Here is a 23,404-nt window from a genome sequence, read left to right as displayed (position 1 = left end):
GGCGAACACACCTCGAACGTCCTCGAGTCAGCCCTTCTTGGCCGCTCGCGCCTTCTTCCACGCCGCCCACCGCTTCTTGTTGCGGTAGTAGACGATCGTGAACAGCACCAGCGCGATGCCGCCGATCCACAGCTTCTGCTTGGTCTCCTGCCGCACCTCCGGGGACGGCTCCTGCGGCGAGTCGAGGGCCGGACCGGGGTTCGCCGTCGTCTGCGCCACCACCACCGCGGGGGCGTTCGCACCCTCGTCGGCGACCGATGTCCCGGCGATCCCGAAGACGCCCATCAGCGCGAACACGCAGGCCAGCAGCAACCTCGACATGCCCTGAACTCTACAACGAATACCACGATCGAAGGTCACCCAAACTAGTTACGCACTCACCCAGCGTCGGCCTGGAAGGCTTTCAGGATCTGCTCCGCGGCGAGTGTCGCGGTGAGTTCCCCGCTGCGGACCTTCTCCTCCAGGGAGGGTGCCGACGCGCGCACGGCCGGGCTCTCGCGCACCTGCCGCCACAGCGAGTCGCGGACCATCATCCAGGTCCAGTCGACCTGCTGGCGCCGCCGGCGTTCGTCCAGCTCCCCGGCCTCGCTCAGGGTCGTCCGGTGTTCCAGCACGCGGGACCACAGCTCGTCGAGACCGACCCCGGTGAGGCCGGAGCAGGTGAGCACGGGCGGGTGCCACACCGCGTCCGGCGCGCGCAGCAGCTTGAGCGCGCCCGCCAGCTCACGTGCGGCCTTGCGGGCGTCCAGCTCGTGCTCGCCGTCGGCCTTGTTGACCGCGATGACGTCCGCGAGCTCCAGGATGCCCTTCTTGATGCCCTGGAGCTGGTCGCCGGTGCGGGCGAGGGTGAGGAACAGCGAGCAGTCCGTCATGTTGGCGACGGCCACCTCGGACTGCCCGACGCCGACCGTCTCGACCAGCACCACGTCGAACCCGGCCGCCTCGACCAGCACGATCGTCTCGCGGGTGGCCTGGGCGACGCCGCCGAGCGTGCCGGAGGTCGGCGAGGGCCGGATGAACGCGTCCGGGCTCACCGACAACCGCGCCATCCGCGTCTTGTCGCCCAGGATGCTGCCGCCGGTGCGGGTGGACGACGGGTCGACGGCGAGCACCGCGACCCGGTGGCCCCGCTCGACCAGCATCGTGCCGAGTGCGTCGATGAACGTGGACTTGCCGACGCCGGGGACACCGGTGATGCCGACCCTGACCGCCGCGCCGGACTTCGGCAGCAGCTCGACGAGCAGCTCCTGGGCCTGCGCGCGGTGGTCGGCGCGGGTTGACTCGACCAGCGTGATGGCCCTGGCGAGCACGCTGCGGTTGCCGCCGAGCACACCCTTCGCGTACTCGGCGACGTCGATCGCCCTAGCCATGGTGGCCGAGCTGGTCCGCGAGCTTGACCAGGAGGTCCTTGGCGGCGTCGGCGATGACGGTGCCGGGTGGGAAGATCGCCGCCGCTCCGGCGGCGTGCAGTTCGTCGAAGTCCTGTGGTGGGATGACGCCGCCGACGACGATCATGATGTCGGCGCGGTCGAGGTTGGCCAGTTCCTCGCGCAGTGCGGGCACCAGTGTGAGGTGTCCGGCGGCGAGGGAGGAGACGCCGACGATGTGCACGTCGGCCTCGACGGCCTGGCGGGCGACTTCGTCGGGTGTCTGGAACAGCGGGCCGACGTCGACGTCGAAGCCGAGGTCGGCGAACGCCGTGGCGATCACCTTCTGGCCGCGGTCGTGCCCGTCCTGGCCCATCTTGGCGACCAGGATGCGCGGGCGGCGGCCTTCCTGCCGCGCGAACGTCTCGACGACCTCGCGGCAGGCGTCCACGTTGGACACTGGGCCGACCTCCTGCCGGTAGACACCGGAAATGGTGCGGATCTGCGCGGAGTGCCGGCCCCACACCTTGCCCAGCGCCTCGGAGATCTCGCCGACGGTGGCTTTGGCGCGGGCGGCGTTGATCGCCAGCTCCAGCAGGTTGCCCCCGCCGCCTGCCGCGTTCGTCAGGGCGTCGAGGGCACTGTCCACGGCGGACTGGTCGCGTTCTTCGCGGAGGCGGCGCAGTTTCTCCAGTTGCTGTGCGCGCACGCCGGCGTTGTCGACCTTGAGGACCTCGATCTGCTCGTCGCCGGTCACCGGGTACTTGTTGACGCCGATCACGGGTTGGCGGCCGGAGTCGATGCGCGCCTGCGTGCGGGCGGCGGCTTCCTCGATGCGCAGCTTGGGGATGCCCTCGTCGATCGCGCGGGCCATCCCGCCGGCCTTCTCGACCTCGGTGATGTGCCCCCACGCCTTCGCCGCCAGCTCGTTGGTGAGTCGTTCGACGTAGGCGCTGCCACCCCACGGGTCGATCACCCGCGTGGTGCCGGACTCCTGCTGCAGCAGCAGCTGCGTGTTGCGGGCGATGCGGGCGGAGAAGTCGGTGGGCAGTGCGAGCGCTTCGTCGAGTGCGTTGGTGTGCAACGACTGCGTGTGCCCTTGCGTCGCGGCCATGGCCTCGACGCAGGTGCGCGCGACGTTGTTGAACACGTCCTGCGCGGTCAGCGACCAGCCGGATGTCTGGCAGTGGGTGCGCAGGCTGAGCGACTTCTGGCTCTTCGGCTGGAACTCGTTGACCAGCTTGGCCCAGAGCAGGCGCGCGGCCCGCATTTTGGCGATCTCCATGAAGAAGTTCATGCCGATGGCCCAGAAGAAGCTCAGCCTCGGTGCGAACCTGTCGACGTCGAGCCCGGCTGCCTGGCCTGCGCGCAGGTACTCCACGCCGTCGGCGAGGGTGTAGGCGAGTTCCAGGTCGGCGGTCGCGCCCGCTTCCTGCATGTGGTAGCCGGAGATCGAGATGGAGTTGAACTTCGGCATGTGCTCGGAGGTGTGGCTGAAGATGTCGGAGATGATCCGCATCGACGGCTGCGGCGGGTAGATGTAGGTGTTGCGGACCATGAACTCCTTGAGGATGTCGTTCTGGATGGTCCCCGTGAGCTGCTCCGGCCGCACCCCCTGCTCCTGCGCGGCCACCACGAACAGGGCCAGGATCGGCAGCACCGCGCCGTTCATCGTCATCGACACCGACATCTTGTCCAGCGGGATGCCGTCGAACAGGGTGCGCATGTCGTAGATCGAGTCGATCGCCACCCCCGCCATGCCGACGTCACCGGCCACCCGCGGGTGATCCGAGTCGTAGCCGCGGTGCGTGGCCAGGTCGAACGCCACCGACAAGCCCTTCTGACCGGCCGCGAGGTTGCGCCGGTAGAAAGCGTTCGACTCCTCCGCCGTCGAGAACCCCGCGTACTGGCGCACCGTCCACGGCTGGTTGACATACATCGTCGGATATGGGCCGCGCAGGAACGGCGCGACACCGGGATAGGTCCGCAGGAAGTCGAGGCCGTCGAGGTCCTGCGGCCCGTAGACCGGCTTGACCGCGATGCCCTCCGGCGTCTCCCACACGGGCAGATCGGTCTCGTACTTCGCCGACGGGAGCGAGCCGAGGTCGACGTCCGCGAAGTCGGGGATCATCGCTGCACTCCCAGGAAGTCGTAGGTGCTGTTCAGGATCTCCAGCGCCGGACAGCCCGCGTACACGCGGCCGTCGACGTCGGCATCGGTCTTCTTGCCGGCCAGGAGCACCCGTGCCGCACCGGCTTTCCGCAGCGCTTCGACGGTGTCGACGGCCAGTTCGGCGTAGCTGGAGTCGCTGCCGCACACGACCGCGATCTTGGCGCCCGAGCCCCGGAACCGGTCGGCCACCTCGTCGGCGGTCTTCGTCGGGCCCGCGCTCGGGGTGGCGAAACCGCCGGCGTTGAACAGGTTGGCCGCGAACGTGGCGCGTGCGGTGTGGGCGGCGACCGGGCCCAGGGTGGCGAGGAAGACCACGGGGCGTTCGGGCTGGGCGTCGGCGAGGTCGCGCAGCTCCTCGAAGGCCTGTGCATAACGCACCCGCGGCAGCCCGAAACTGTCAGACCCGCCTGAGATGATCGGGATGGGGGGTGCGTCCCCCCTGGGGGCCTGCGAGTCGGTATCGATTCCGAAGGGCGGGGTCACAGACACCGGGGAGGCCGAGGCAGGCGCGGGTGCGTGGGGCGGGCGGACCACGGGCTTCTCGGCCAGGTCCGGGAACTCGCTGACCCCCGTGATCGGGTCGCTGCGGTCCGCCAGCCGGGCCGACCGCCGCGCCCACGTCTCCGCGATCCGCGAGGCGACCAGCGCAGAGGCGTCCGGCAGCCCACCGGCCCGTTCGAGCTCCTGGAACCACGTCCACGCCGCCACGGCAAGCGACTCGGTCAGCTGCTCCACGTACCAGGACCCCGCCGCCGGGTCGATCACCGCGCCGAGGTGCGACTCCTCCAGCAGCAGGTTCTGCGTGTTGCGCGCGATCCGGCGCGCGAACTCGTCCGGCAGCCCGATCGCCGCGTCGAACGGCTGCACCGTCACCGCGTCGGCACCGCCCAGACCGGCGGCCAGGGTGGCGACGGTGGTGCGCAGCATGTTCACCCACGGATCACGGCGCGTCATCATCGCCGACGACGTCACCGCGTGCTGCACCTGCGGCACGTCCACGCCCGACACCTCGGCCACCCGCGCCCACAACCGGCGCGCCGCACGCAGCTTCGCGATCGTCGCGAACTGGTCCGCCGTGGCCGCGAAGCGGAACTCCAACTGCGCGAACGCCGACTCGACCGACAGACCACCGGAAACCAGAGCACGCAGGTACGACACGGCCAAGGCCAGCGACGCACCCAGTTCCTCCGCGTCCGACCCGCCCGCGTCGTGGAACGGCAACGCGTCCACCACGACCGTCCGCAGGCCGGGGAACCGCGACACGGCGTCCCGGATCACCGGCAAGGTGTCCGCCGACGGCACCAGGGCCAGGTTGCCGCGCACGTCGGCGGCCAGCAGCGGTGCCTGGTCGTAGATCCGCAGCATCGTCCGCGCCGCCTCGACGTCACCGTCGAGCACGACCGGTGCGAGGTCGAGGTAGACGCCGTCGAGCAGGCGTTCCAGCGAGGCGGCGGGCACGGCGAGCCACAGCGACGTGACGCCGCCTTCGAGGTCGTTCATCAGCGCGACCGGGTCGGGCACGGCGTGGCGCTGGCGGACGTCCCAGCCCTGCTTGACCGGCGCGAGCGCGTAGGGGGTGCCGAGCGCGTCGTCCGCGGTGTAGAGCGGCTGGAGGGAGAAGCCGTCGTAGGTCTGGGTGACCAGGGAGTCGAAACTGGCGCCGGTCTTGCTCAGCACGGCGTCGACCAGGTCACGCCACTGTTCCCGCGACGCCGCGGGGAACTCGTTCGGGCGGAATTCGGCGGGCAAGGCCAACTCCATCATGCGTTGCAGTGTCACCGACCGGTACGCGCTCGGCTATGTGAGGTTCACCGCCGTTAACGATGCAGCAAGTGTCTCAGGAACAATGGACCGGTGGACGACCAGGAGCGCTTGATCGCGGCTAGGTACCGGCTGCTGCACCTGCTCGGCCAGGGTTCCATGGGCACGGTCTGGGCCGCCCACGACGAGGTGCTCGGGCGGCAGGTGGCCGTGAAGGGCATCCTGCACACGCCCGGCATGCCCGACGCCGAGGCCGCCCAGCTGCGCGAGCGCACGATGCGGGAGGCGCGCGCGGTCGCCGCGCTGTCGCACCCGAACCTGGTGACGCTCTACGACGTGGTCCAGCACGACGGCGACCCGTACGTGGTGATGGAGCTGGTGCCCTCGCGCAGCCTCGGCGAGGTGCTGAAGGAACAGGGTTGCCTCACCGAGAAGCAGGGCGCGGCGGTGCTGGACGCGGTCGCGGCGGCGCTGGAGTCGGCGCACCGGGTCGGGATCACGCACCGCGACGTCAAACCGGGCAACGTCCTGATCGCCGACGACGGGCGGGTGAAGCTGACGGACTTCGGCATCGCGCGCAACGTCGCCGAGGCCACCATGACCGCCCGCGGCATCACCCTCGGCACGCCCGCCTACATCGCGCCCGAGGTGGCGCAGGGCGGTGACGTGTCCGCGGCGGCCGACCGGTGGTCGCTGGGCGCCACGGTGTGGGCGGCGATGGCCGGTGAGCCGCCGTACGTGGGCCGCAACGTCATGCAGACGATCAACGCGGTCATCCACGGCGACGTGCCGGTGCCCGCGGGGGCCGGGCGGCTGGCGCCGGTGATCAGCGGGCTGATGCAGAAGGACCCGGACCAGCGGATGTCGCTGGTCGACGTGCGGCGCAAGGTGTACCCGCTGCTGCCGGAACCGGGCACGGACGCGTTCGAGGCGCGTGCGCCGCGCACGCCGCCGGTGATCGTGCGGCCGAAGCCGAGGATCGAGCCGGACGCGCCGCTGGCCGCCGATCCGGGGCCGTTGCCGTTCCTGGTCACGCGGTCGACGGCGCCGGAACGCACGCCGGTGGGCAGGACGTTGGTGCTGGTCGCGGCGGTCCTGCTGTTCCTGGTGGGCTCAGGCGGCGGGTTCGCGCTGACGCGGCTCGTGGCCGGGGCGCCGCTGCTGCCGCCGGCCCAGCAGGGCGCGCCGACGCTGCCGACGCTGCCGGCCTCGCCGACGTTCGAGCAGCGCACCGAGGACGCGGTGACCGCGATCGGCGACCAGGGCGGCAAGTTCACCCTGAAGGTGGACAAGAGCTGGACGAAGTACGCGGAGCAGCGCGCGGCCGACCAGCGCGTGCCGGCCTCGGCGGTGGTGCACTTCGTGTCGCCGCCCGGCGCGTACGAGGTGGCGGTGCAGCGGTTCCCCGACTTCTACCCGAAGCGCCGGATCGCCGAGTACGTGGCGGCCGTGCAGGCGCGGTGGGCGACGCGGTTCTACGGCGGCGAGAAGGTGCCGACGCCCAACCTCGCAGGGCCGCGGTCGGAGGACGGCATCCAGTTCGTCTACCGGACCGTGGAGGGCGACGAGGCGACCGGGCTGCGGCGCTCGCACTTCTCCCGCGTGCTCCCCCACGGCACCGACCTGTGGGTGGTCGAGGTCACCGTCCCGACCGAACAGGAGGACGCGGCACGGGAGCGCCTCTTCGACGCGATCGCATCGACATTCGCCCCGGTTTAAGCTCTCGCGGTGACTCCAGAAGAGCTGGCCGGCAAGGCCGCGGAAGAGATCCAGGACCGCACCGGCGTGGCGAAGCACGACATCGCGATCGTGCTCGGATCCGGCTGGCGACCCGCCGCCGACGTGATCGGCGAGCCGGTCGCGGAGATCCCCGTCGGGGAGCTGACCGGGTTCGAGGCGCCGACCGCGCTCGGCCACGGCGGCACCATCCGGTCCGTCGAGGTGGGCGGCAAGAAGGTCCTCGTAGTCCTCGGCCGCACCCACGGCTACGAGGGCAAGGGCGTGCAAAAGGTCGTCCACGGCGTGCGCACCGTCGCGGCCGCGGGCGTGCGGACGGTCGTGCTGACCAACGCCGCCGGTGGCCTGCGCCAGGGCATGTCCGTCGGGCAGCCGGTGCTGATCTCCGACCACCTCAACCTGACCGCGCTGTCGCCGCTGGTCGGCGCGCGGTTCGTGGACCTCACGGACCTGTACTCGCCGCGGCTGCGCGAGGTCGCGCAGGAGATCGACCCGTCGCTGGAGGAGGGCGTGTACGCGGGGCTGCCCGGTCCGCACTTCGAGACGCCGGCCGAGATCCGCATGCTGCGCACCCTGGGTGCCGACCTGGTGGGCATGTCGACCGTGCACGAGGCGATCGCCGCGCGGGCAGAGGGCGTCGAGGTGTTCGGGTTGTCGCTGGTCACGAACCTCGCCGCGGGCATCACCGGTGAGCCGCTGAACCACCAGGAGGTGCTGGACGCCGGTGCCGCCGCGGCCGAGCGCATGGGCACGCTGCTGCGCGAGCTGGTGGACCGCGCATGAGCCTGACGCCGGCACTGCGCGACGCGACGTTCCGGTGGATCGCCGACGACCCCTCCGCGGCCACCCGTGAGGAGCTGCAGGGGGTGCTGGCGCGGGCGATGGGCGGTGACGCCGCGGCGCGCGAGGACCTCGCCGACCGCATGGCGGGACCGTTGACGTTCGGCACGGCCGGGCTGCGCGGTCCGGTGCGGGCGGGCACGAACGGCATGAACGTCGCCACCGTGGTCCGCACGACGGCCGGTCTGGCCGCCTGGCTGAAGGCGTCCGGCGCTGCGGGGCTCGTCTTCGTCGGCAGGGACGCGCGCCACGGGTCCGAGGAGTTCGCCGTCGCCGCCGCCGAGGTCATGGCGGCCGCGGGCTTCGACGTGCGGGTGCTGCCCGGCCCGCTGCCGACGCCGGTGCTCGCCTTCCTGGTGCGAGCGCACGGTGCGGTGGCGGGCATCCAGATCACCGCGTCGCACAACCCGCCCGCGGACAACGGCTACAAGCTGTACCTGGCCGGCGGATCGCAGATCGTGCCGCCGTCGGACGCGGAGATCGAGCGGGCGATCGAGGCCGTGCCCGCCGCGGTGTCGGTGCCGCGCGCCTCGACGTACTCGGTCGTGCCGGACGCGGACGTCGACGCCTACCTGGACCGGGTCGCGTCGCTGCCCAGCGGCACCGCGCGGACGTTGAAGATCGCGTTGACGCCGATGCACGGCGTCGGCGGCCAGTTCGCCGTGGAAGCGTTGCGGCGCGCGGGTTTCACCGACGTGCACGTGGTGCGGTCGCAGGCCGTGCCGGACCCGGACTTCCCGACGGTGGTGTTCCCGAACCCCGAGGAACCCGGTGCCGCGGACGAGCTGCTCGCGCTCGCGGACTCGGTGGACGCCGACCTCGCCATCGCGCTGGACCCGGACGCCGACCGCTGTGCGCTGGGCGTGCGGGACGGGTCGGCGTGGCGGATGCTGCGCGGCGACGAGACGGGCGTGCTGCTCGGCTCGCTCGTGCTGTCCACTGTGGAGAGTGCGGACCCGTTGGTGGCCACGACGATCGTGTCGTCGTCGCTGCTGAAGTCGATCGCCGAGGCGCACGGCGCGCGGTACGCGGAGACGTTGACGGGCTTCAAGTGGCTCGCGCGTGCCGGTGACGGCCTGGTGTTCGCCTACGAGGAGGCGCTGGGCAACTGCGTCGACCCGGAGTTCGTGGCGGACAAGGACGGCATCTCGGCCGCGGTCGTCGCCGCGGACCTGGCGGCGGGCCTGAAGGCGGCCGGGCGGACGTTGCTCGACGCGCTGGACCAGCTCGCGCTGGACCACGGCCTGCACCTGACCGACCAGGTGTCGTTGCGCTACACCGACCTGTCGCTGATCGGCGCGACGATGGCCCGGCTGCGCGCCGAACCGCCGGCGGACTTCACGTCCGAGGACCTGCTGCCCGGCGCGGACGTGCTGCGGTGGACGGCCCCCGGCGTGCGGGTGATCGTGCGGCCGTCCGGCACCGAACCGAAGCTCAAGGCGTACCTGGAGGTCGTCGAGCCGGTCACGGACGGACTGGAGTCCGCCCGTGCGGCGGCGCGGACGCGGTTGGCTGAGCTGCGGGAACGGGTGACAGCGCTGGTCAGCTAGCTCCCGGCGTCAGCCGGCGAGAGCGATCAGCAGGCACAGCACCGCGAGGGCGAAACCCCCGCCGGCCACCCAGTAGGCCCTCCTGGTCGGCGGGGCGACCGCGGTGCGGCGTCCCTCCGTCACGGCCGCGACCGCGATCCGGCCGAAGATGTAGGCAACCGAGCAGAGCCCCACGCCGAGTCCGAGCAACATCGTGTTGACGTCCCACGGGCTGTGGTCGAACCCCGGCCACAGCGACGCGAAGAGGGGCCCGATCCCGATCATCCCGATGCCGATCGCGAGGCCGAAACCCCAGGTGATGCGACGCTGTCGAGGACTCGTGGTCAATAGGGCGGTGGTCTTCATGGTCCCTCCTGTGTACACCTTCTAGGACGTCTTCCCGGCCGCGGGGTTGCGTTGCAACACCAGGAACGCCTGCGGTCCTGCCTCGTCCACACCCTTCTGACGCACGAGCCTGGCCACTTCGTTGAACCCGGCCGCGGTGGCGTTGCGCACGGTCTCGTCGACGTCGTGCCAGTAGACGTCCAAATCCACATCGTGGCCGTACGCGTGGTCGAGGTGCCGTTTCTCGTCACCCGCTTTGAACGCGTGCAACAGGTATCCGCCGGGCTTGAGCACGCGGTGGAACTCCCGCCACGGCACGTCCTGCGCCGGCATGTGCACCGTGGAGTACCAGACGACCGCGCCGCCGAGGCTCTCGTCCGCCAGGTCGAGCGCCGTGATGTCGCCCTGCCGGAAGTCGAGGTGCGGGTGGTGCTGCCTGGCCTGGGCGAGCATGCCGTCGGAGAGGTCGACGCCGAACACGTCCAGGCCCAGCTCGTGCAGGTGCTGGGTGATGCGGCCGGTGCCGCAGCCGAGGTCACCGACCCGTCCCGCAGCCAGCTCGGCGAAGGCGCGCGTGATCGCGGCGTCGAACGGGCGGCCGTCGTGGGCGTCGGGGAGGAGCCGGGCGTAGCTGGCCGCAACAATGTCGTAGCTGGCACGGGTCATGGTCATCTATCTTGCCGCGCATGGAGTACACCCGGCGTGACCTGGCCCTGGCCTACCTCGAGGCGTATCCGGTGCCGGAGCACCACGAGGTGGACCCCGAGTCGCTGTACGCCCGCATGAAGACCTACCACCGGCAACTGCTGCGCGGCCTGAAGCAGCTCTTCGGCTTCGACCTGAACGACGACCAGCTGCTGAAGTTCTTCTTCCGCAGCGTGGCGTACTCCTACCGCGGCAACCGCCACCCGCTCTCCGGCGTGCTGGAGGGCGGCCTGCTGGTCAAGCGGTTCGAAGGCACGGACGTCATGGACAGGTGCGTCGAGCTGGCCACCCTGCACGAGCGGACGCAGGAACGGCTCGTCGACCTCACGGTGGAGATCCTCGCACTGGCCAAGCCGGACGACGGAACGGTCGTGACGACCGAACAGCTCCAGGCCATCGGCGTGGACACCGCGGAGCCGACCGACCCCGACGGCGACTGGCTATAGCTTTGACCGCCATGAGGCTGCTGATCGTCCACCACACGCCCTCCCCGCGAACCTGGGCTACATGAGCGGTGCCGGCGCGACGGAACAGGATTCACTGTTCGCCCTGGTCACGGCGTCGCAGGAGCTTCCTGGCAAGAGACTGGGATCGAGTCGTCCGCAGTGCCTCGGCGGCGACCTTGAGGTCCTTCGCGCCTCCGCGCTCGTAAACCCAACGGAGAAAGCGCAGCTCGATCCAATGCCTGACAAGCCGAGAGACGGCTGGTACCGCCGTCACACCTGCCGCAGCCCACCACACCGACATGACGACTCCACAACGAAGAAGCCCACCAGTGAGCACAGCGGGTCGTTGTGATGCCGTACGCAGTTCGTCAATCACCAAGAGCGTGTGAGGACAACGCTGCCCTCTGCTCACGTCGGGTGGTAAGTCCGAGAAGGCTCGCGTCGCTCCAGTTGATCCTGGCACTCTTCGCACGGGTGACTCTATTGATCGAGCTGCCCGATGTCAGTGCTCACCACAGTTGCGGATCTACGATTCACCCGTCAGCGTGAACACATACCGCGTCTGTTGACCATCCACCACACGCCATCGTCGAACATGCAGGCGATGTTCAAGGCCGTCGTCTCCGGCGCGCCGCACAACTCATGCCCTGAGCAAGCTGTCCAGGAGGTTGAACCGGTCGTCGGTGCGCGCGGACGGCATCCGCGAAGCGAACTCCCGCGCTCGGCTCAGCGTGTCCCTCGCAGCGTCCAGAGCACCAACCCGCGCGTATGACTCCGCGAGCCACGAGAGGTAGAGCGCGACTTCCCGCGAGTGCTCTTCCGGGTAAGCGGCGACGGCGGCTGACAGCAGCGGTTCAGCTTTGCCGGGATTGCCCAGCTCGATCATGCAACGCCCGGCCATCACATCGATTTCGGCTCTGTTGAGCCAATAGACCCACTCAGGCTCTTCGACGCCGGGTGACCTCTGCTCGTACGCGTCGTCCACGGCATCGAGCACGCGGCGGGTTCCCTCGTGGTCTTTCGTCTTGGCGCTCGCCCACGCCACCCGCTCCAACAGCAGCGTCCGAACCACGGGCGTGGCATCGCGGGCACCCTTCACCGCGGACCGCGCCAGCAACAGCGCGTCATGCGGGTCGGCCACGTTCGCGATCTGGTAGCTCAGCGAGGAAAAAAGTTGCGCGGCAAGGGAATCGTTGCCCGCCTCCGAAGCCGCGGACACTCCACCGAGGTAAAGCCGCTGAGCCTCCGCGTACCTGCCCGCGTCCGACGCGACCCACCCGCCGAGCTGGGCGAGCTCACCCGTCGCGGTCAACAGCCGTCGTCCCGTGACTTCGGAGTAGGAACCGTCACGCACCAACGACTCCGTCTCGGACAGCTCTTGCCGCACAGCGGGCAACAGGTCCGTACTTCCAACCACGTCGTCCAGGTGCCGCAGCTCGACCACACGAGCTTCTACGGCGTCCGCGAGGGAGCCGCCGACCCTGCGGCCGGAACGGCTCTGCACGGCGATCGGGGAATCCGAGACAAGCCACTCGTGCGCGCGGCGCATCGGATCGCTGCCCAGCGGAACGCCAAGAGCCTGTTCGTACGCGGTGACGACGTCCGGGAGCGGCCGGCGCTTGCCGTTCTCGATCAGGCTCAGGTACGGCTTGCTGTAGTGGGTGAGCTGAGACATCCGGGACAGGCTGAGCCCGGCCGCCTCGCGCGCTGCCCTGAGGGCGTCACTCAGCTCCGACACGCCCGCTCCCGGTCCGCGTTGTCAACTCTTGTAAACGCGTTGATCAGCATAAACATCGTTTGACCCCGGTAGGAACAGAGGCAACCGGATCTACCGGAGAGGTTCATGAGCCGGTCGGCGCTCGGACCACGTCACGAACGAGGGGGAATCGTGGACCAGCAGCTCTTCCTTCGCCCGACCTCGGTCATCATGCAGCCGGAGACGCTGTGCAATCTCGACTGCACCTATTGCTACCTGCCGTTCCGGCACGAGCGGAACACCATGAAGCTCGCCGTGGCACGGGCCGTAGCCGCGTCAGTGCGTCCGTGGGCGGCATACGGAACGGTCGAGGTGTGCTGGCACGGCGGAGAGCCGCTGGCCACCGGCCGAGCCCATCTCGGCCGGCTGATGGACGCGTTCGCGGATGTCGACGTGAAACACGTGGTCCAGACGAACGCGACGCTGATCGACGACGCCTGGTGCGAGTTCTTCGCGGAGCGGGACGTGCACGTGGGCGTCAGCATCGATGGCGCGCCCGCCGACAACGCGAGCCGCGTGGATCGGCGGCGGATGCCCACGCAGGCGAAGGCGTTGCGCGGTGTAGAACTTCTGCGCGCTCATGGTCACGAGGTTCACGCCATCGCGGTGGTGTCCGATCCAACGCCCGTGCGCGCTCGCAGGCTCTACGCCTTCGCCGTCGAGTGCGGGATCACGCACCTGGGCGTCAACATCGAAGAGCAGGAAGGCGTCAACGTCTCCACCAACGCTCATCGCCAAGACGTCGTAACTGACTTCTGGACGACGCTCACGGCGAGTTGGCGCGAGAATCCCGCTGTCCGCGTCCGAGAGCTTGAGCGGGCTCTCAGCTATGCAGGTGCGGTGCTCAGGCGTGACAGCGCCACGCACCGCAATGAGACGCTGTTCGATCCTCTGCCGACTGTTGGCCACGACGGATCGGTAACCCTGATCTCGCCTGAACTCGCGGGATTCGAGTCGAACCGGGGCACCTTCTCCAGCGGAAACGTACTGCAGAACACCCTGACCGAGATCATCGAACAATCGACGTCCGAAGACTCCTGGGTATCTGAGTTCTCACGGGGAGTCAAGGCTTGCCGGCTCACATGCCCGTACTTCGACTTCTGCGGAGGCGGACATCCCGCCAACCGCTACTTCGAGCATGGACGCATGGATGGAACCACGACCAACTACTGCCGGAACAGCAAGATTTCACTACTGGAGGGAGTATTACGCCTTGACCGATCAACAGCTGCTGGAGGCCAGGATTCTGGAGTGTCGAACGATGCTCCTGAACCTGCTGACCAGGACCGGTCAGCTACCTACGCGGATCAGCGCTTTTGACAACGACCCCACGTGGGACAACGTGACCGGAGGCGGCGGATTCGACAATCGGCCCACGTGGGACAACTGGGACAAGAAGTAGGTCAGCCCGCAACCGTCAGGCCGGCTTCCTTGGCGAACTGAGCACCGAGGAAACCGGCCTGAACAGCTTCGATCTTCGCACCCCGCAGGGTCAACAGACCGCTGATGTCGCCAAGCCGGGAGGTCGTGAGGTCACAGCCACTCGCGCGGGTGGCCTCGAATTCAACCTGAGGCATCTCACATTCATCGAAAACCACGTTGGAGAGGTCTCCCACGAAAACCGCTTCACGGAATGAGCATCGACGGAAGACGACGGCGTTCTTGACCTGATCGATCTTGATGGTCGCGTAGTCGAACCGGCAGTCCTCCGCATAGATGTCCGAAGCCTGCCTCAGCGAAAGTCGAAGCCCGATCCCCTGACAGCGGAGGAAGTCCACCCTCCGCGCGGTCACATCGGCGAGGACGGCGTTCGCCAGGTTCACCTCTTCGAACCTGACGTCGGAAAGCACGAGCGGAGCCAGATGCGATTCCGACAGGTCCATGTCGGAGACGAGCGCACCAGCAACAGACCCCTCACCGGTTACGCCCGACTGGTCACCTTGCCGGACGCTGACTGCCTCAAGTTCGAAGTCACCGCGGAACGCGGCTACTTCACCGACGAGGTCTTCTTCCTCGATCGACGGCCGCTGAATCGTCTTGCCCGCGACTTTCAGGAACTCCATACGGACACGGTAGCGCACTCAACGAAGTTGGACACAAATGCACTCCGTTGCGAAGAATGTTGCGCAGACGACCAAGCTGCACATTCCGAATCCATAGATCAGCGGAACAGATTTTCGGGCACGGGCTCACTCGGGCAAGGCCGCGCAGCGCGGCGGTGACCTCGCCCATGCACCGCTTGACCACGGCACTGGCTATAACTGGGGTCATGAGGCTGCTGATCGTCCACCACACGCCCTCGCCCGCCCTGCAGGCGATGTTCGAGGCGGTCGTCTCCGGCGCCACCACCCCCGAGATCGAGGGCGTCGAAGTGGTGCGGAAGGCCGCGTTGTCCACAACCGCTGTGGATGTCCTGGAAGCGGACGCCTACCTGCTGGGCACGCCCGCGAACCTGGGCTACATGAGCGGTGCGCTGAAGCACTTCTTCGACACCGTTTACTACCCGTGCCTGGACTCCACGCGCGGTCGCCCGTTCGGGCTTTATGTGCACGGCAACAACGACACGACCGGTGCGGTCAGGAGCGTGGAGACCGCCACGACCGGCCTGGACTGGGTGAAGGCGGCCCAGCACGTGGTCGTCACGGGCGAGCCGGGCAAGGCCGACCTGGAGGCGTGCTGGGAAGCCGGGGCCACCGTCGCGGCTCAGTTGTCCACATGACCCCAGAGTTGTCCACAGCCACTTGTCCCCACCCTGTGGACAACCCTGGGGATGGATTCGAACAGGTGTTCTAACGGCCGATCGAGCTCATGTCCGGGTACCGGTCGCCGGCCACCGCGGACGCCGGAACTGCGGCCTCGATCGCGGCCAGGTCGGCCTCGGACAGCTCCAGGGCGGCCGCCGCGACGTTCTCCTCCAGGTACTTCAGCCGCTTGGTGCCGGGGATCGGCACGACGTCGGACCCGCGGTGCTGCACCCACGCCAGCGCGAGCTGGCCCGCGGTGACGCCGCGTTCGTCGGCCAGGGCGCGCAGGTCGGCGACCATCTTCAGGTTCGCGTCGAGGTTCGCGCCGGAGAACCGCGGGTTCGCGGCGCGGAAGTCGCCCTCGACGAAGTCGGCGGAGGAGGCGAACCGGCCGGTCAGCACGCCGCGGCCGAGCGGCGAGTACGGCACCAGGCCGATGCCGAGCTCGCGTGCGGTGGGCACGATCTCCGCCTCGATGTCGCGCGACCACAGCGACCACTCGCTCTGCAGCGCCGTGATCGGGTGGACGGCGTGGGCGCGGCGCAGCGTCTCGGCGCCGGCCTCGGACAGGCCCAGGTGGCGGACCTTGCCCTCGGCCACCAGCTCGCTCATCGCCCCGACGGTCTCCTCGATGGGCGTGTCCGCGGGCACGCGGTGCAGGTAGTAGAGGTCGATCACGTCGACCCCGAGCCGCTTCAGCGACCCCTCGACCGCCTGCCGCACGTAGGCGCGGTCGCCCCGCACGCCGCGGCGGTCGCCGTCGCGGACGATGCCGAACTTCGTGGCCAGCACCACCGAGTCCCTGCGGTCGGCGATCGCGCGGCCGACCAGCTGCTCGTTGGTGTGCGGGCCGTACATGTCGGCCGTGTCGATCAGCGTCACGCCGAGCTCCAGGGCCCGGTGGATGACCGCGATCGACTCGGTGTCGTCGCCGGCACCGTAGAACTCCGACATCCCCATGCAGCCGAGCCCCTGCGGCCCGACCTCCAGTGAACCGAGCTGACGGGTCACGCCGTCGCCTCCAAATCGCTCTCGACCACGGCGTAGTGGTCGATCTTGTAGTCCAGCACCTCGAGGCACGACTGCAGCTCCGCGATGCGGGCGCGGACGTCGGTGCGGTGTTCCACGAGGATCTGCTTGCGGCGGCCCGCCGTGTGCTCGCCGCGGTGCCTGAGCTGCGCGAACTCGCGCATCATGCGGATCGGCATGCCGGTGGTGCGCAGGCGGGTCACGAAGGCCAGCCAGCCGAGGTCTTCCTCCGAGTAGACGCGGCGGCCACCCGAGTCGCGGGCGGGCGGGTCGACGAGCCCGATTCGTTCGTAGTAGCGCAGGGTGTCGATGGACAACCCGCTGCGCTGCGCGGCCTGGGCTATCGAGTAACTCACGAAATCGACGCTAAGACCTGGAGTGCACTCTAGGTCAAGCGGAATCCTTGGGCAGCCCCCACGCCTGGAGGTGACCCGCCATCTCGGCCACGTCGATCTTGTCCCGGCCGAGGGCGCGGACGAGGTCGAGCGCGTCGTCCTCGTCGGCGTCGATCCAGTAGCCGTTGATGTCGCACATCGTGACGGCGGCGACCCAGCCGAGCCGCCAGTTGCCCTCGACGAGAGGGCGGGTGCGGACGATCGAGTCGAGGAGTGCGGACGACTTCAGCCACAGCGTGTCGTACGCCTCCACGCCGAGCACGGTCGCTCGGGGGCGGTACGCCGCCGTGTCCAGCAGCCCGATGTCCCTCACGACGAGGTCACCACCGGTCACAGCCGTGGCCAGCACCAAGAGGTCCCCGGCGTCGAGGTAGGAGATCACAGCACCCAGTTGATCACAGACGTCCGACAGTTTCAGGAAGATCCGAGCCTATCCAAAAGACCTCGGTACTTGGGCAGCACCCTCCCGAGGACCTCGCCCAGCTTCTCCTCCTGCTGCATGCGCTGGTAACGATCCGCGATCGCCAACCGCACGACCTCCTGCTTGGAGCGCCCCTCGGCCGCCGCGAGCTCCGCGAGCCGCAGGTTCTCCTCCTCGGTCAACCGCAAGGTCATCGCCATTCCCGGCACGGTACCAATGTGATACCACTCAGGCCAGGGGCCATTAGGATTGCGTGATGCCCAGGCCCAAGACCCACGACGACGCACTGCGCCGGCGTCTGCTCGAGCGGGCGGGCGAGCTGCTCAGCACCAGGGGACCCGACGCGGTGAGCCTGCGCAGGATCGCCACCGACGTCAACACCTCCACCACCGCCGTCTATTCCCTCTTCGGCGGGAAGCCGGCGTTGCTGGAAGCGCTCCACGACGAGGCGTTCAGCCGGTTCGGGGCGAACCTGGCCGCGGTGCCGACCACCGACGACCCGGCGGAGGACCTGCTGCAGATCGGTCTCGCCTACCGGCGCGGCGCGCTCGCGGACCCGCGGTTCTACTCGGTGCTGTACTCCAAGGTCGTCGAGCCGACGAAGGAGATGAGCCGCGCGGCCGGCCGGACGTTCGCGCCGGTGCGCAACGCGGTGCGGCGGGCGATCGAGCTGGGCGTCTACCGGGACGAGGACCCCGAGCAGATCGCGATGTCGATGTGGGGCATCGCGCACGGGCTGGTGAGCCTGGAGCTCAACGGGAACCTGCCGCGCGGAGTGGACGCCGCCGCCACGTACGAGCTGGCGTTGCGCGCGCACGGCCGCGGCTGGCTGGCGGAGACCCCGTCGCGGAAGTGATCCCGTCGCGGAAATGACGGAATCCGGGGAGGCGGCCGCCGCGAAACCTCCCCGGACCCGCTGAACTGTCCCAACGGGACAGTTCGCCTGTGGTGCGGCGTCTACCTGAGGGCGCCGTCCAGCGCCTTGATCAGCTCGCCGTTCGCGGTGTCACCGTCGAGCGACCAGATCATCGCGCCGCCGAGGCGGCGGTCGTTGATGAAGCGGGCCTTGCGCTTCATCTCGGTCGCGTCGTCGTAGGTCCACCACGTCTTGCCGTCGTAGATCCACGCGAAGCCCGCGCGCTCGTCGCGGTAGACCTTGTAGGTGTTGCCGGGTTCGGAGAGCTTCGCCTTGATGCGGTGGAAGTCCTCGTAGCCGTTCTCGTACTTGGCGGGCGCGGGCACACCGGTGCCGAACAGGCCGTTGCGGGTGCCGGGTGCGACGCCGTCCCAGCCGCGGCCGTAGAACGGCACGCCGAGCACGGCCTTGGAGCGCGGGGCACCGCGCGAGAGCCACGCGTTCACCGTCACCTCGGAGCTGAACTCGAACTCCGACGGGTCGCCCTTGGGCACGCGCAGCGCGGACTGCTGGTTCGCCGCCGCGTCCCACGCACCGTGGTAGTCGTAACCCTGCAAGGTGCCGAAGGTGAGGTAGCAGAACACCTTCGCGACCTCGAAGCCCCGGTCGACCTGCCTGGGGTCGGCCGGCAGGAACGCGGTGAGGTCGCGGTTCCAGCCCATCTGCTTGCGGTACTCGGCGAGCAGCTTGGTGAAGTTCTGCTTGTCCTCGGGGCGCACGACGTTCGGCGGCGTCGGGTTGCCCTCGCTCGCCGGCCACTCCCAGTCGAGGTCGACGCCGTCGAAGACGCCCTTCGCGGCGCCCGCCGGCAGCCCCGGCAGGTTGCCCTTGATCCACATGTCGGTGCACGACTTGACGTGCGCGGCGCGCGACTCGGGGGTCAGCGCGGCGTTGGAGAAGTACCGCGACCCCGTCCAGCCGCCCAGGGAGATGTTCACCCTCAACCCGGGGTACTTGGCCTTGAGCTGCTTGAGCTGGTTCAGGTTGCCCATGAGCACCTGACCGGCCTCGTCGGCCTTGCCGCTCACCGACTGCTCGGCGGTGTGGGGCATCTGCCAGTCCGCCCACGGGTCGGCGCTGACGCACTTGCCCGACTCGTCGAGGAACCCGAACGCGTAGTTCAGGTGCGTGAGCCGGGCCGCGGCCCCGCTGTCCACGAGGTTCTTGACCCGGAAGTTCCGGTCGTACACGCCCCACTGGATGAAGTACCCGACCGTGCGGGTCTTCGAGTACCCGTGGTGCCCGTTGGTCTCGACGTCGGCGTTCGCGGGCGCGGAAGCCAGCGACGCGGACAGGGCGCCGACCGCGAGTGCGGCGACACCCCATCTCCGTCTGGACATGTGACTCCTCAGTCAGATCGCGGCAGCGGCGATGCGGTCCACAGCACGATAGGCCTGAGGTCTAGACCATTGCTACGTCCGATCGGAGGTATGTCCTAAACCGCCCCGTACAGACGGTCACCGGCGTCGCCCAGGCCGGGCACGATGAAGCCGGAGTCGTTCAGCCGCTCGTCCACCGACGCCGTGACGAGGCGCACCGGCAGGTTCGAGTCCTCCAGGTGGTTGATGCCCTCGGGAGCCGCGAGCACGCACACCGCCGTCACGTCCGTCGCGCCGCGCTGGGTCAGCAGCCGGATCGTGTAGGCCATCGAGCCACCGGTCGCGAGCATCGGGTCGAGCACGAGCACCGGCCGCCCGGCGAGGTCCTCCGGCAGCGACTCCATGTACGGCGTCGGCTGCAACGTCTCCTCGTCGCGCGCGAGCCCCACGAACCCCATCTGCGCGTCGGGGATCAGCTTGTGCGCCTGGTCGGCCATGCCCAGCCCGGCCCGCAGGACCGGCACGAGCAGCGGCGGGTTCGCGAGCCTGAAGCCGGTGGTCCGCGCGACCGGCGTGTGCGTGCGGTCCTCCTTCAGCGGCGCCTCCCGCATCGCTTCGTAGACCAGCATGACGGTCAGTTCGTGCAACGCCGCGCGGAACGCCGCGTTGTCCGTGCGCGCGTCGCGCATGGTGGTGAGTCTCGCCTTGGCGAGCGGGTGATCGACGACGAGGACGTCCATGCCCGACACCGTAACCGCTGGGCGAACCCGGCAAGGTGTCCAGAGTGGACCAGGCCGCCGTCGTGAACACCGTTAACTCGGCGGGTGTAGGGTCAGCCGCGTGACGGACCACGTGCGCATCGGAGTGCTGGGCGCGGCCAGGATCGCGCCGACCGCTGTCATCCGCCCCGCCCGCTCCTCGACCGCCGCCGAGGTGGTCGCCGTGGCGGCCCGTTCCACCGACCGCGCGCAGGCGTTCGCCGACCGGCACGGCATCGCCCGCGTGCACGGTTCCTACGAGGCCCTGCTCGCCGACCCGGCCGTGGACGCCGTCTACAACCCGCTGCCCAACGGCCTGCACGGCCGCTGGACCCTGGCCGCGCTCGAAGCCGGCAAGCACGTGCTGTGCGAGAAGCCCTTCACGGCCAACGCCGCCGAAGCCGCCACCGTCGCGGCCGCCGCCGAGGCCTCCGGCCTGGTGGTGATGGAGGCCTTCCACTACCGCTACCACCCGCTGGCCCAGCGCGCGGCCGAGATCGTGCGGTCCGGTGCACTGGGCCCGCTGCGCCACGTCGAGGCCTCCGTCTGCTTCCCGCTGCCGGTGTTCTCCGACATCCGCTACGACTACGCGCTCGCGGGCGGCGCGATGATGGACGCCGGCTGCTACGCAGTGCACATGGCCCGCCTGCTCGGCGGCGAGGAGCCCGCGGTCCGCTCCGCCCACGCCCTGCTGCGCGCCCCGGCGATCGACCGGGCGATGCGCGCGACCCTGCGCTTCCCCTCCGGCCACACGGGTTCCGTGCACGCCTCGCTGTGGTCGGCCACCGTCCTCAAGCTGTCGATGAGGGCCGTCGGCGAGGACGGCGTGCTGACCGTGCTCAACCCGCTCGGCCCGCAGCTCGCCCACCGCTTGTCGTTGCGGCTCAAGGACAGGCGCTCGGTGGAGACGTTCGGCCGCCGCTCCACCTACGCCCACCAGCTCGACGCGTTCACCGACGCGGTCCTGCACGGCAAGCCGTTCCCGACGACGGCGGACGACGCGGTGCGGAACATGGCGGTGATCGACGCGGTCTACCGGGCCGCCGGTCTGCCGGTGCGCCGGCCGAGCGCCTGAGCTCCCGCCCCGCCCACCTCGTCCGCCCGCCCGCCTCGCCCGCCCCGTCGAGGAGAGCGACCGGCGGACCACCTGATCAGGGTCCTGCCCCACCCGTTCCGGGAGTCAAGAACCCGCTCCGCACCTCCGAAGTTCTTGGAGTCCAGACAAGACGCGGAGGTGTGAACGGTGATGATCGAGCAGAAGCCCGTCCGGCAGCGGTGTGAGTCGCCGCTGCTCATCCTGGTCGTGTCGGTCACCCTCGGGGTGCTCATCGGCGCGTTGCCGCGGCTGTGGCTGCACGAGCCGGCCCTCGCGTGCGGTCTCGCGCTGCTCCTGGTCGCGGCTTTCGCGATCACGGTCAAGTACGCACCGAACCGCAAGTGAGGGTTCTAGACTCGATCGGGTGAGCGACGAGCTGGTACCGGCTGACCAGAGTCACCTGCGCGCCTCGGACGCGGACCGGGAACGGATCGCGCAGGTGCTGCACGAGGCGACCGCTGAGGGGCGCCTCGACATCCACGAGCTGGACGAGCGGCTGACCGCCGTCTACGCCGCCAAGACCTACGGTGAGCTCGCTCCCATCACCGCCGACCTGGTGCTCAACGGGCTGCCGCAGCCCGCGGTGGGACCGCAGCACCACTCCGCTGTCGACCACCGCGTCGGCGGTGAGCCCGGCAGTGCCGTGTCGGTGGCGTTCTGGTCCGGCGTCAACCGCAAGGGCGACTGGGTGGTGCCGCGGCTGCACAACGCCGTGGCCGTCATGGGTGGCGTCGAGCTCGACCTGACCCACGCGCGGTTCGCCGAGCAGGAGGTCACGATCAGCGTCTTCGCGTTCTGGGGCGGGGTCGAGGTGCGCGTGCCCGACGACATCAACGTGAAGGTCGACGGGTTCGGGCTCCTGGGCGGGTTCGAGGACAAGGCGCCGAGCCGCCGGTACATCCCCGGCGCGCCGACCGTGCGGGTCACCGGGCTCGCGATCATGGGCGGGGTCGAGGTCAAGGGGCCCAAGAAGAAGAAGTCCAAGATCTTGCGCGAGCTCCTGGACTGACATCGGCCCCGACAGCGGGCCCGAGGCTGCCGCAAACGGCGCTGACCTGCGCGAACCCGCTCACTTAGGACGGGCGTCCCATTCCGCCTAGACTCCGGACCATGGCTGCTCCTACGACACTGCCGTCGGCCCTGGCGGACGCCGTGCGCGACGAATCGTCGCTGCGGCGCTTCCTGCACGGCCTTCCCGGCGTCGACCAGGTCGGCGTCGAGCAACGAGCCGCGGGCCTCGGCACGCGGAGCATCAAGAAGGCCAGCAAGCTGCACGCCATCGACCTGGCGATCAGCATGGTGGACCTGACCACGCTCGAAGGCGCCGACACCCCCGGCAAGGTCCGCTCGCTCGCCGCGAAGGCCCGCAGGCCCGACCCGGAGCGGCCGGACGTGCCGCAGGTCGCCGCTGTCTGCGTGTACCCGGACATGGTGAAGACGGCCGTCGACGGCCTGCAGGGCAGCGGGATCGGCGTCGCCAGCGTCGCGACGGCGTTCCCGAGCGGCCGCAGCACGATCGACGTCAAGCTCGCCGACACCCGGTTCGCCGTCGAGCAGGGCGCCGCCGAGGTCGACATGGTGATCGACCGCGGCGCGTTCCTCTCCGGCCGCTACGGGCTGGTGTTCGAGGAGATCGTCAAGGTCAAGGAGGCCTGCGGGGACGCGCACCTCAAGGTCATCCTGGAGACCGGTGAGCTGGTGACCTACGACAACGTCCGCCGCGCCTCGTGGCTCGCGTTGCTCGCCGGCGGCGACTTCATCAAGACCTCGACCGGCAAGGTGCAGCCCGCGGCGACGCTGCCGGTCACGCACGTGATGCTGCAGGCGGTGCGGGACTGGAAGACCCAGACCGGCGAGCTGCGCGGGGTCAAGCCCGCCGGTGGCATCCGCACGACCAAGGACGCGATCAAGTACCTGGTGGCCGTGAACGAGGTGGCCGGGCCCGAGTGGCTCGACCCGCACCTCTTCCGGTTCGGCGCGTCGACGTTGCTGAACGACCTGCTCATGCAGCGGCGGACCCAGTTGGACGGCCACTACAGCGGCCCGGACTACGTGACGGTGGACTGAC

Annotated in this window: 26 protein-coding genes; 12 read left to right on the top strand and 14 right to left on the bottom strand. The window is 69.5% G+C overall.

Annotation, left to right across the window (positions count from 1 at the left end; genetic code table 11):
* Window positions 1–27: 27 nt before the first annotated feature.
* The 4 genes from ACVDFE_RS10240 to ACVDFE_RS10225 are packed head-to-tail and all read right to left on the bottom strand — an operon-like array spanning window position 28 to window position 5,303.
* Window positions 28–321 carry a hypothetical protein gene (locus tag ACVDFE_RS10240; RefSeq protein ID WP_360401648.1) on the bottom strand — a complete coding sequence of 98 codons (294 nt, stop codon included), beginning with the start codon at window positions 319–321 and terminating at the stop codon, window positions 28–30.
* A 56-nt stretch (window positions 322–377) separates the two neighbouring features.
* A complete protein-coding gene (gene meaB / locus ACVDFE_RS10235) occupies window positions 378–1,370 on the bottom strand; it encodes a methylmalonyl Co-A mutase-associated GTPase MeaB (protein ID WP_458430277.1) in 993 nt (330 codons plus the stop codon).
* Window positions 1,363–3,498, bottom strand: a complete 2,136-nt coding sequence (gene scpA, locus ACVDFE_RS10230) for a methylmalonyl-CoA mutase (protein WP_458430276.1) — start codon at window positions 3,496–3,498, stop codon at window positions 1,363–1,365. The genes meaB and scpA overlap by 8 nt, the downstream gene beginning before the upstream one ends.
* Window positions 3,495–5,303: a methylmalonyl-CoA mutase family protein gene (locus ACVDFE_RS10225; RefSeq protein WP_458430275.1), complete on the bottom strand. Its 1,809-nt coding sequence runs from the start codon at window positions 5,301–5,303 to the stop codon at window positions 3,495–3,497. Before ACVDFE_RS10225 ends, scpA begins: the two co-directional genes overlap by 4 nt.
* A 90-nt stretch (window positions 5,304–5,393) precedes the next feature.
* Here ACVDFE_RS10225 and ACVDFE_RS10220 point away from each other — a divergent pair, with 90 nt between their 5' ends.
* Genes ACVDFE_RS10220 through ACVDFE_RS10210 form a run of 3 tightly spaced genes read left to right on the top strand, consistent with a single transcriptional unit; the run spans window position 5,394 to window position 9,427 of the window.
* A complete protein-coding gene (locus tag ACVDFE_RS10220) occupies window positions 5,394–7,019 on the top strand; it encodes a serine/threonine-protein kinase (RefSeq protein WP_360396057.1) in 1,626 nt (541 codons plus the stop codon).
* A 9-nt stretch (window positions 7,020–7,028) separates the two neighbouring features.
* Window positions 7,029–7,820 carry a purine-nucleoside phosphorylase gene (locus ACVDFE_RS10215; protein WP_458430274.1) on the top strand — a complete coding sequence of 264 codons (792 nt, stop codon included), beginning with the start codon at window positions 7,029–7,031 and terminating at the stop codon, window positions 7,818–7,820.
* Entirely contained in the window at window positions 7,817–9,427 is a 1,611-nt protein-coding gene (locus tag ACVDFE_RS10210; protein WP_458430273.1) for a phospho-sugar mutase, read from the top strand. Before ACVDFE_RS10215 ends, ACVDFE_RS10210 begins: the two co-directional genes overlap by 4 nt.
* Before the next feature lie 9 nt (window positions 9,428–9,436).
* On the opposite strand, the gene ACVDFE_RS10205 is transcribed toward ACVDFE_RS10210, so the two are convergent.
* Complete coding sequence (locus tag ACVDFE_RS10205) at window positions 9,437–9,772, bottom strand: hypothetical protein (RefSeq protein WP_360396051.1); 336 nt, start codon at window positions 9,770–9,772, stop codon at window positions 9,437–9,439.
* A gap of 21 nt (window positions 9,773–9,793) precedes the next feature.
* Window positions 9,794–10,417 (bottom strand): class I SAM-dependent DNA methyltransferase, encoded by a 624-nt coding sequence (locus tag ACVDFE_RS10200; protein WP_458430272.1) that lies wholly within the window; start codon window positions 10,415–10,417, stop codon window positions 9,794–9,796.
* Between the two features lie 20 nt (window positions 10,418–10,437).
* Here ACVDFE_RS10200 and ACVDFE_RS10195 point away from each other — a divergent pair, with 20 nt between their 5' ends.
* Entirely contained in the window at window positions 10,438–10,902 is a 465-nt protein-coding gene (locus tag ACVDFE_RS10195; RefSeq protein WP_360396047.1) for a hypothetical protein, read from the top strand.
* Between the two features lie 640 nt (window positions 10,903–11,542).
* On the opposite strand, the gene ACVDFE_RS10190 is transcribed toward ACVDFE_RS10195, so the two are convergent.
* Window positions 11,543–12,640: a helix-turn-helix transcriptional regulator gene (locus ACVDFE_RS10190; RefSeq protein ID WP_360396045.1), complete on the bottom strand. Its 1,098-nt coding sequence runs from the start codon at window positions 12,638–12,640 to the stop codon at window positions 11,543–11,545.
* 150 nt (window positions 12,641–12,790) lie between these two features.
* Here ACVDFE_RS10190 and amcB point away from each other — a divergent pair, with 150 nt between their 5' ends.
* Window positions 12,791–13,978, top strand: coding sequence for a cyclophane-forming radical SAM peptide maturase AmcB (gene amcB, locus ACVDFE_RS10185; RefSeq protein WP_458430271.1), 1,188 nt, complete (start codon window positions 12,791–12,793; stop codon window positions 13,976–13,978).
* The gene (amcA, locus tag ACVDFE_RS10180) at window positions 13,920–14,060 is read left to right on the top strand and encodes a multiple cyclophane-containing RiPP AmcA (protein ID WP_458430270.1); all 141 of its coding nucleotides are present in this window, start codon (window positions 13,920–13,922) and stop codon (window positions 14,058–14,060) included. Before amcB ends, amcA begins: the two co-directional genes overlap by 59 nt.
* 1 nt (window position 14,061) lies before the next feature.
* On the opposite strand, the gene ACVDFE_RS10175 is transcribed toward amcA, so the two are convergent.
* A complete protein-coding gene (locus tag ACVDFE_RS10175; protein WP_458430269.1) occupies window positions 14,062–14,721 on the bottom strand; it encodes a pentapeptide repeat-containing protein in 660 nt (219 codons plus the stop codon).
* Between the two features lie 206 nt (window positions 14,722–14,927).
* Between ACVDFE_RS10175 and ACVDFE_RS10170 the strand changes: the two genes are divergently transcribed.
* Window positions 14,928–15,377, top strand: a complete 450-nt coding sequence (locus ACVDFE_RS10170) for a flavodoxin family protein (protein ID WP_458430268.1) — start codon at window positions 14,928–14,930, stop codon at window positions 15,375–15,377.
* Between the two features lie 70 nt (window positions 15,378–15,447).
* On the opposite strand, the gene ACVDFE_RS10165 is transcribed toward ACVDFE_RS10170, so the two are convergent.
* The 4 genes from ACVDFE_RS10165 to ACVDFE_RS10150 are packed head-to-tail and all read right to left on the bottom strand — an operon-like array spanning window position 15,448 to window position 17,447.
* Complete coding sequence (locus ACVDFE_RS10165) at window positions 15,448–16,362, bottom strand: aldo/keto reductase (protein WP_458434307.1); 915 nt, start codon at window positions 16,360–16,362, stop codon at window positions 15,448–15,450.
* A 47-nt stretch (window positions 16,363–16,409) separates the two neighbouring features.
* Window positions 16,410–16,787, bottom strand: coding sequence for a MerR family transcriptional regulator (locus ACVDFE_RS10160; protein ID WP_360396035.1), 378 nt, complete (start codon window positions 16,785–16,787; stop codon window positions 16,410–16,412).
* Window positions 16,788–16,821: 34 nt separating this feature from the next.
* On the bottom strand, window positions 16,822–17,208 hold the full coding sequence (locus ACVDFE_RS10155; protein WP_360396033.1) for a type II toxin-antitoxin system death-on-curing family toxin: 387 nt from the start codon (window positions 17,206–17,208) through the stop codon (window positions 16,822–16,824).
* Window positions 17,209–17,240: 32 nt separating this feature from the next.
* Window positions 17,241–17,447 carry a ribbon-helix-helix protein, CopG family gene (locus ACVDFE_RS10150; RefSeq protein ID WP_053737502.1) on the bottom strand — a complete coding sequence of 69 codons (207 nt, stop codon included), beginning with the start codon at window positions 17,445–17,447 and terminating at the stop codon, window positions 17,241–17,243.
* A gap of 56 nt (window positions 17,448–17,503) precedes the next feature.
* Between ACVDFE_RS10150 and ACVDFE_RS10145 the strand changes: the two genes are divergently transcribed.
* Entirely contained in the window at window positions 17,504–18,103 is a 600-nt protein-coding gene (locus ACVDFE_RS10145) for a TetR/AcrR family transcriptional regulator (protein ID WP_360396031.1), read from the top strand.
* A 101-nt stretch (window positions 18,104–18,204) separates the two neighbouring features.
* Here ACVDFE_RS10145 and ACVDFE_RS10140 read toward each other — a convergent pair whose 3' ends face one another.
* On the bottom strand, window positions 18,205–19,503 hold the full coding sequence (locus ACVDFE_RS10140) for a glycoside hydrolase family 18 protein (RefSeq protein WP_458430267.1): 1,299 nt from the start codon (window positions 19,501–19,503) through the stop codon (window positions 18,205–18,207).
* 95 nt (window positions 19,504–19,598) lie between these two features.
* Window positions 19,599–20,222 carry a uracil phosphoribosyltransferase gene (gene upp, locus ACVDFE_RS10135; protein ID WP_360396027.1) on the bottom strand — a complete coding sequence of 208 codons (624 nt, stop codon included), beginning with the start codon at window positions 20,220–20,222 and terminating at the stop codon, window positions 19,599–19,601.
* A gap of 100 nt (window positions 20,223–20,322) precedes the next feature.
* Here upp and ACVDFE_RS10130 point away from each other — a divergent pair, with 100 nt between their 5' ends.
* The 4 genes from ACVDFE_RS10130 (at window position 20,323) to deoC (ending at window position 23,403) form a co-directional block, all read left to right on the top strand.
* On the top strand, window positions 20,323–21,315 hold the full coding sequence (locus ACVDFE_RS10130) for a Gfo/Idh/MocA family protein (RefSeq protein WP_458430266.1): 993 nt from the start codon (window positions 20,323–20,325) through the stop codon (window positions 21,313–21,315).
* A 171-nt stretch (window positions 21,316–21,486) separates the two neighbouring features.
* Window positions 21,487–21,681 carry a hypothetical protein gene (locus tag ACVDFE_RS10125; protein WP_360396023.1) on the top strand — a complete coding sequence of 65 codons (195 nt, stop codon included), beginning with the start codon at window positions 21,487–21,489 and terminating at the stop codon, window positions 21,679–21,681.
* A gap of 19 nt (window positions 21,682–21,700) precedes the next feature.
* Entirely contained in the window at window positions 21,701–22,345 is a 645-nt protein-coding gene (locus ACVDFE_RS10120; protein WP_360396021.1) for a DUF1707 SHOCT-like domain-containing protein, read from the top strand.
* Window positions 22,346–22,446: 101 nt separating this feature from the next.
* Window positions 22,447–23,403, top strand: a complete 957-nt coding sequence (gene deoC / locus ACVDFE_RS10115; RefSeq protein WP_360396019.1) for a deoxyribose-phosphate aldolase — start codon at window positions 22,447–22,449, stop codon at window positions 23,401–23,403.
* Window position 23,404: the final 1 nt, after the last annotated feature.

It is taken from the genome of Lentzea chajnantorensis (assembly GCF_054300775.1).
The sequence above is the reverse complement of the archived record's forward strand: the minus strand, read 5'-3'. Positions and strand labels throughout refer to the sequence as shown.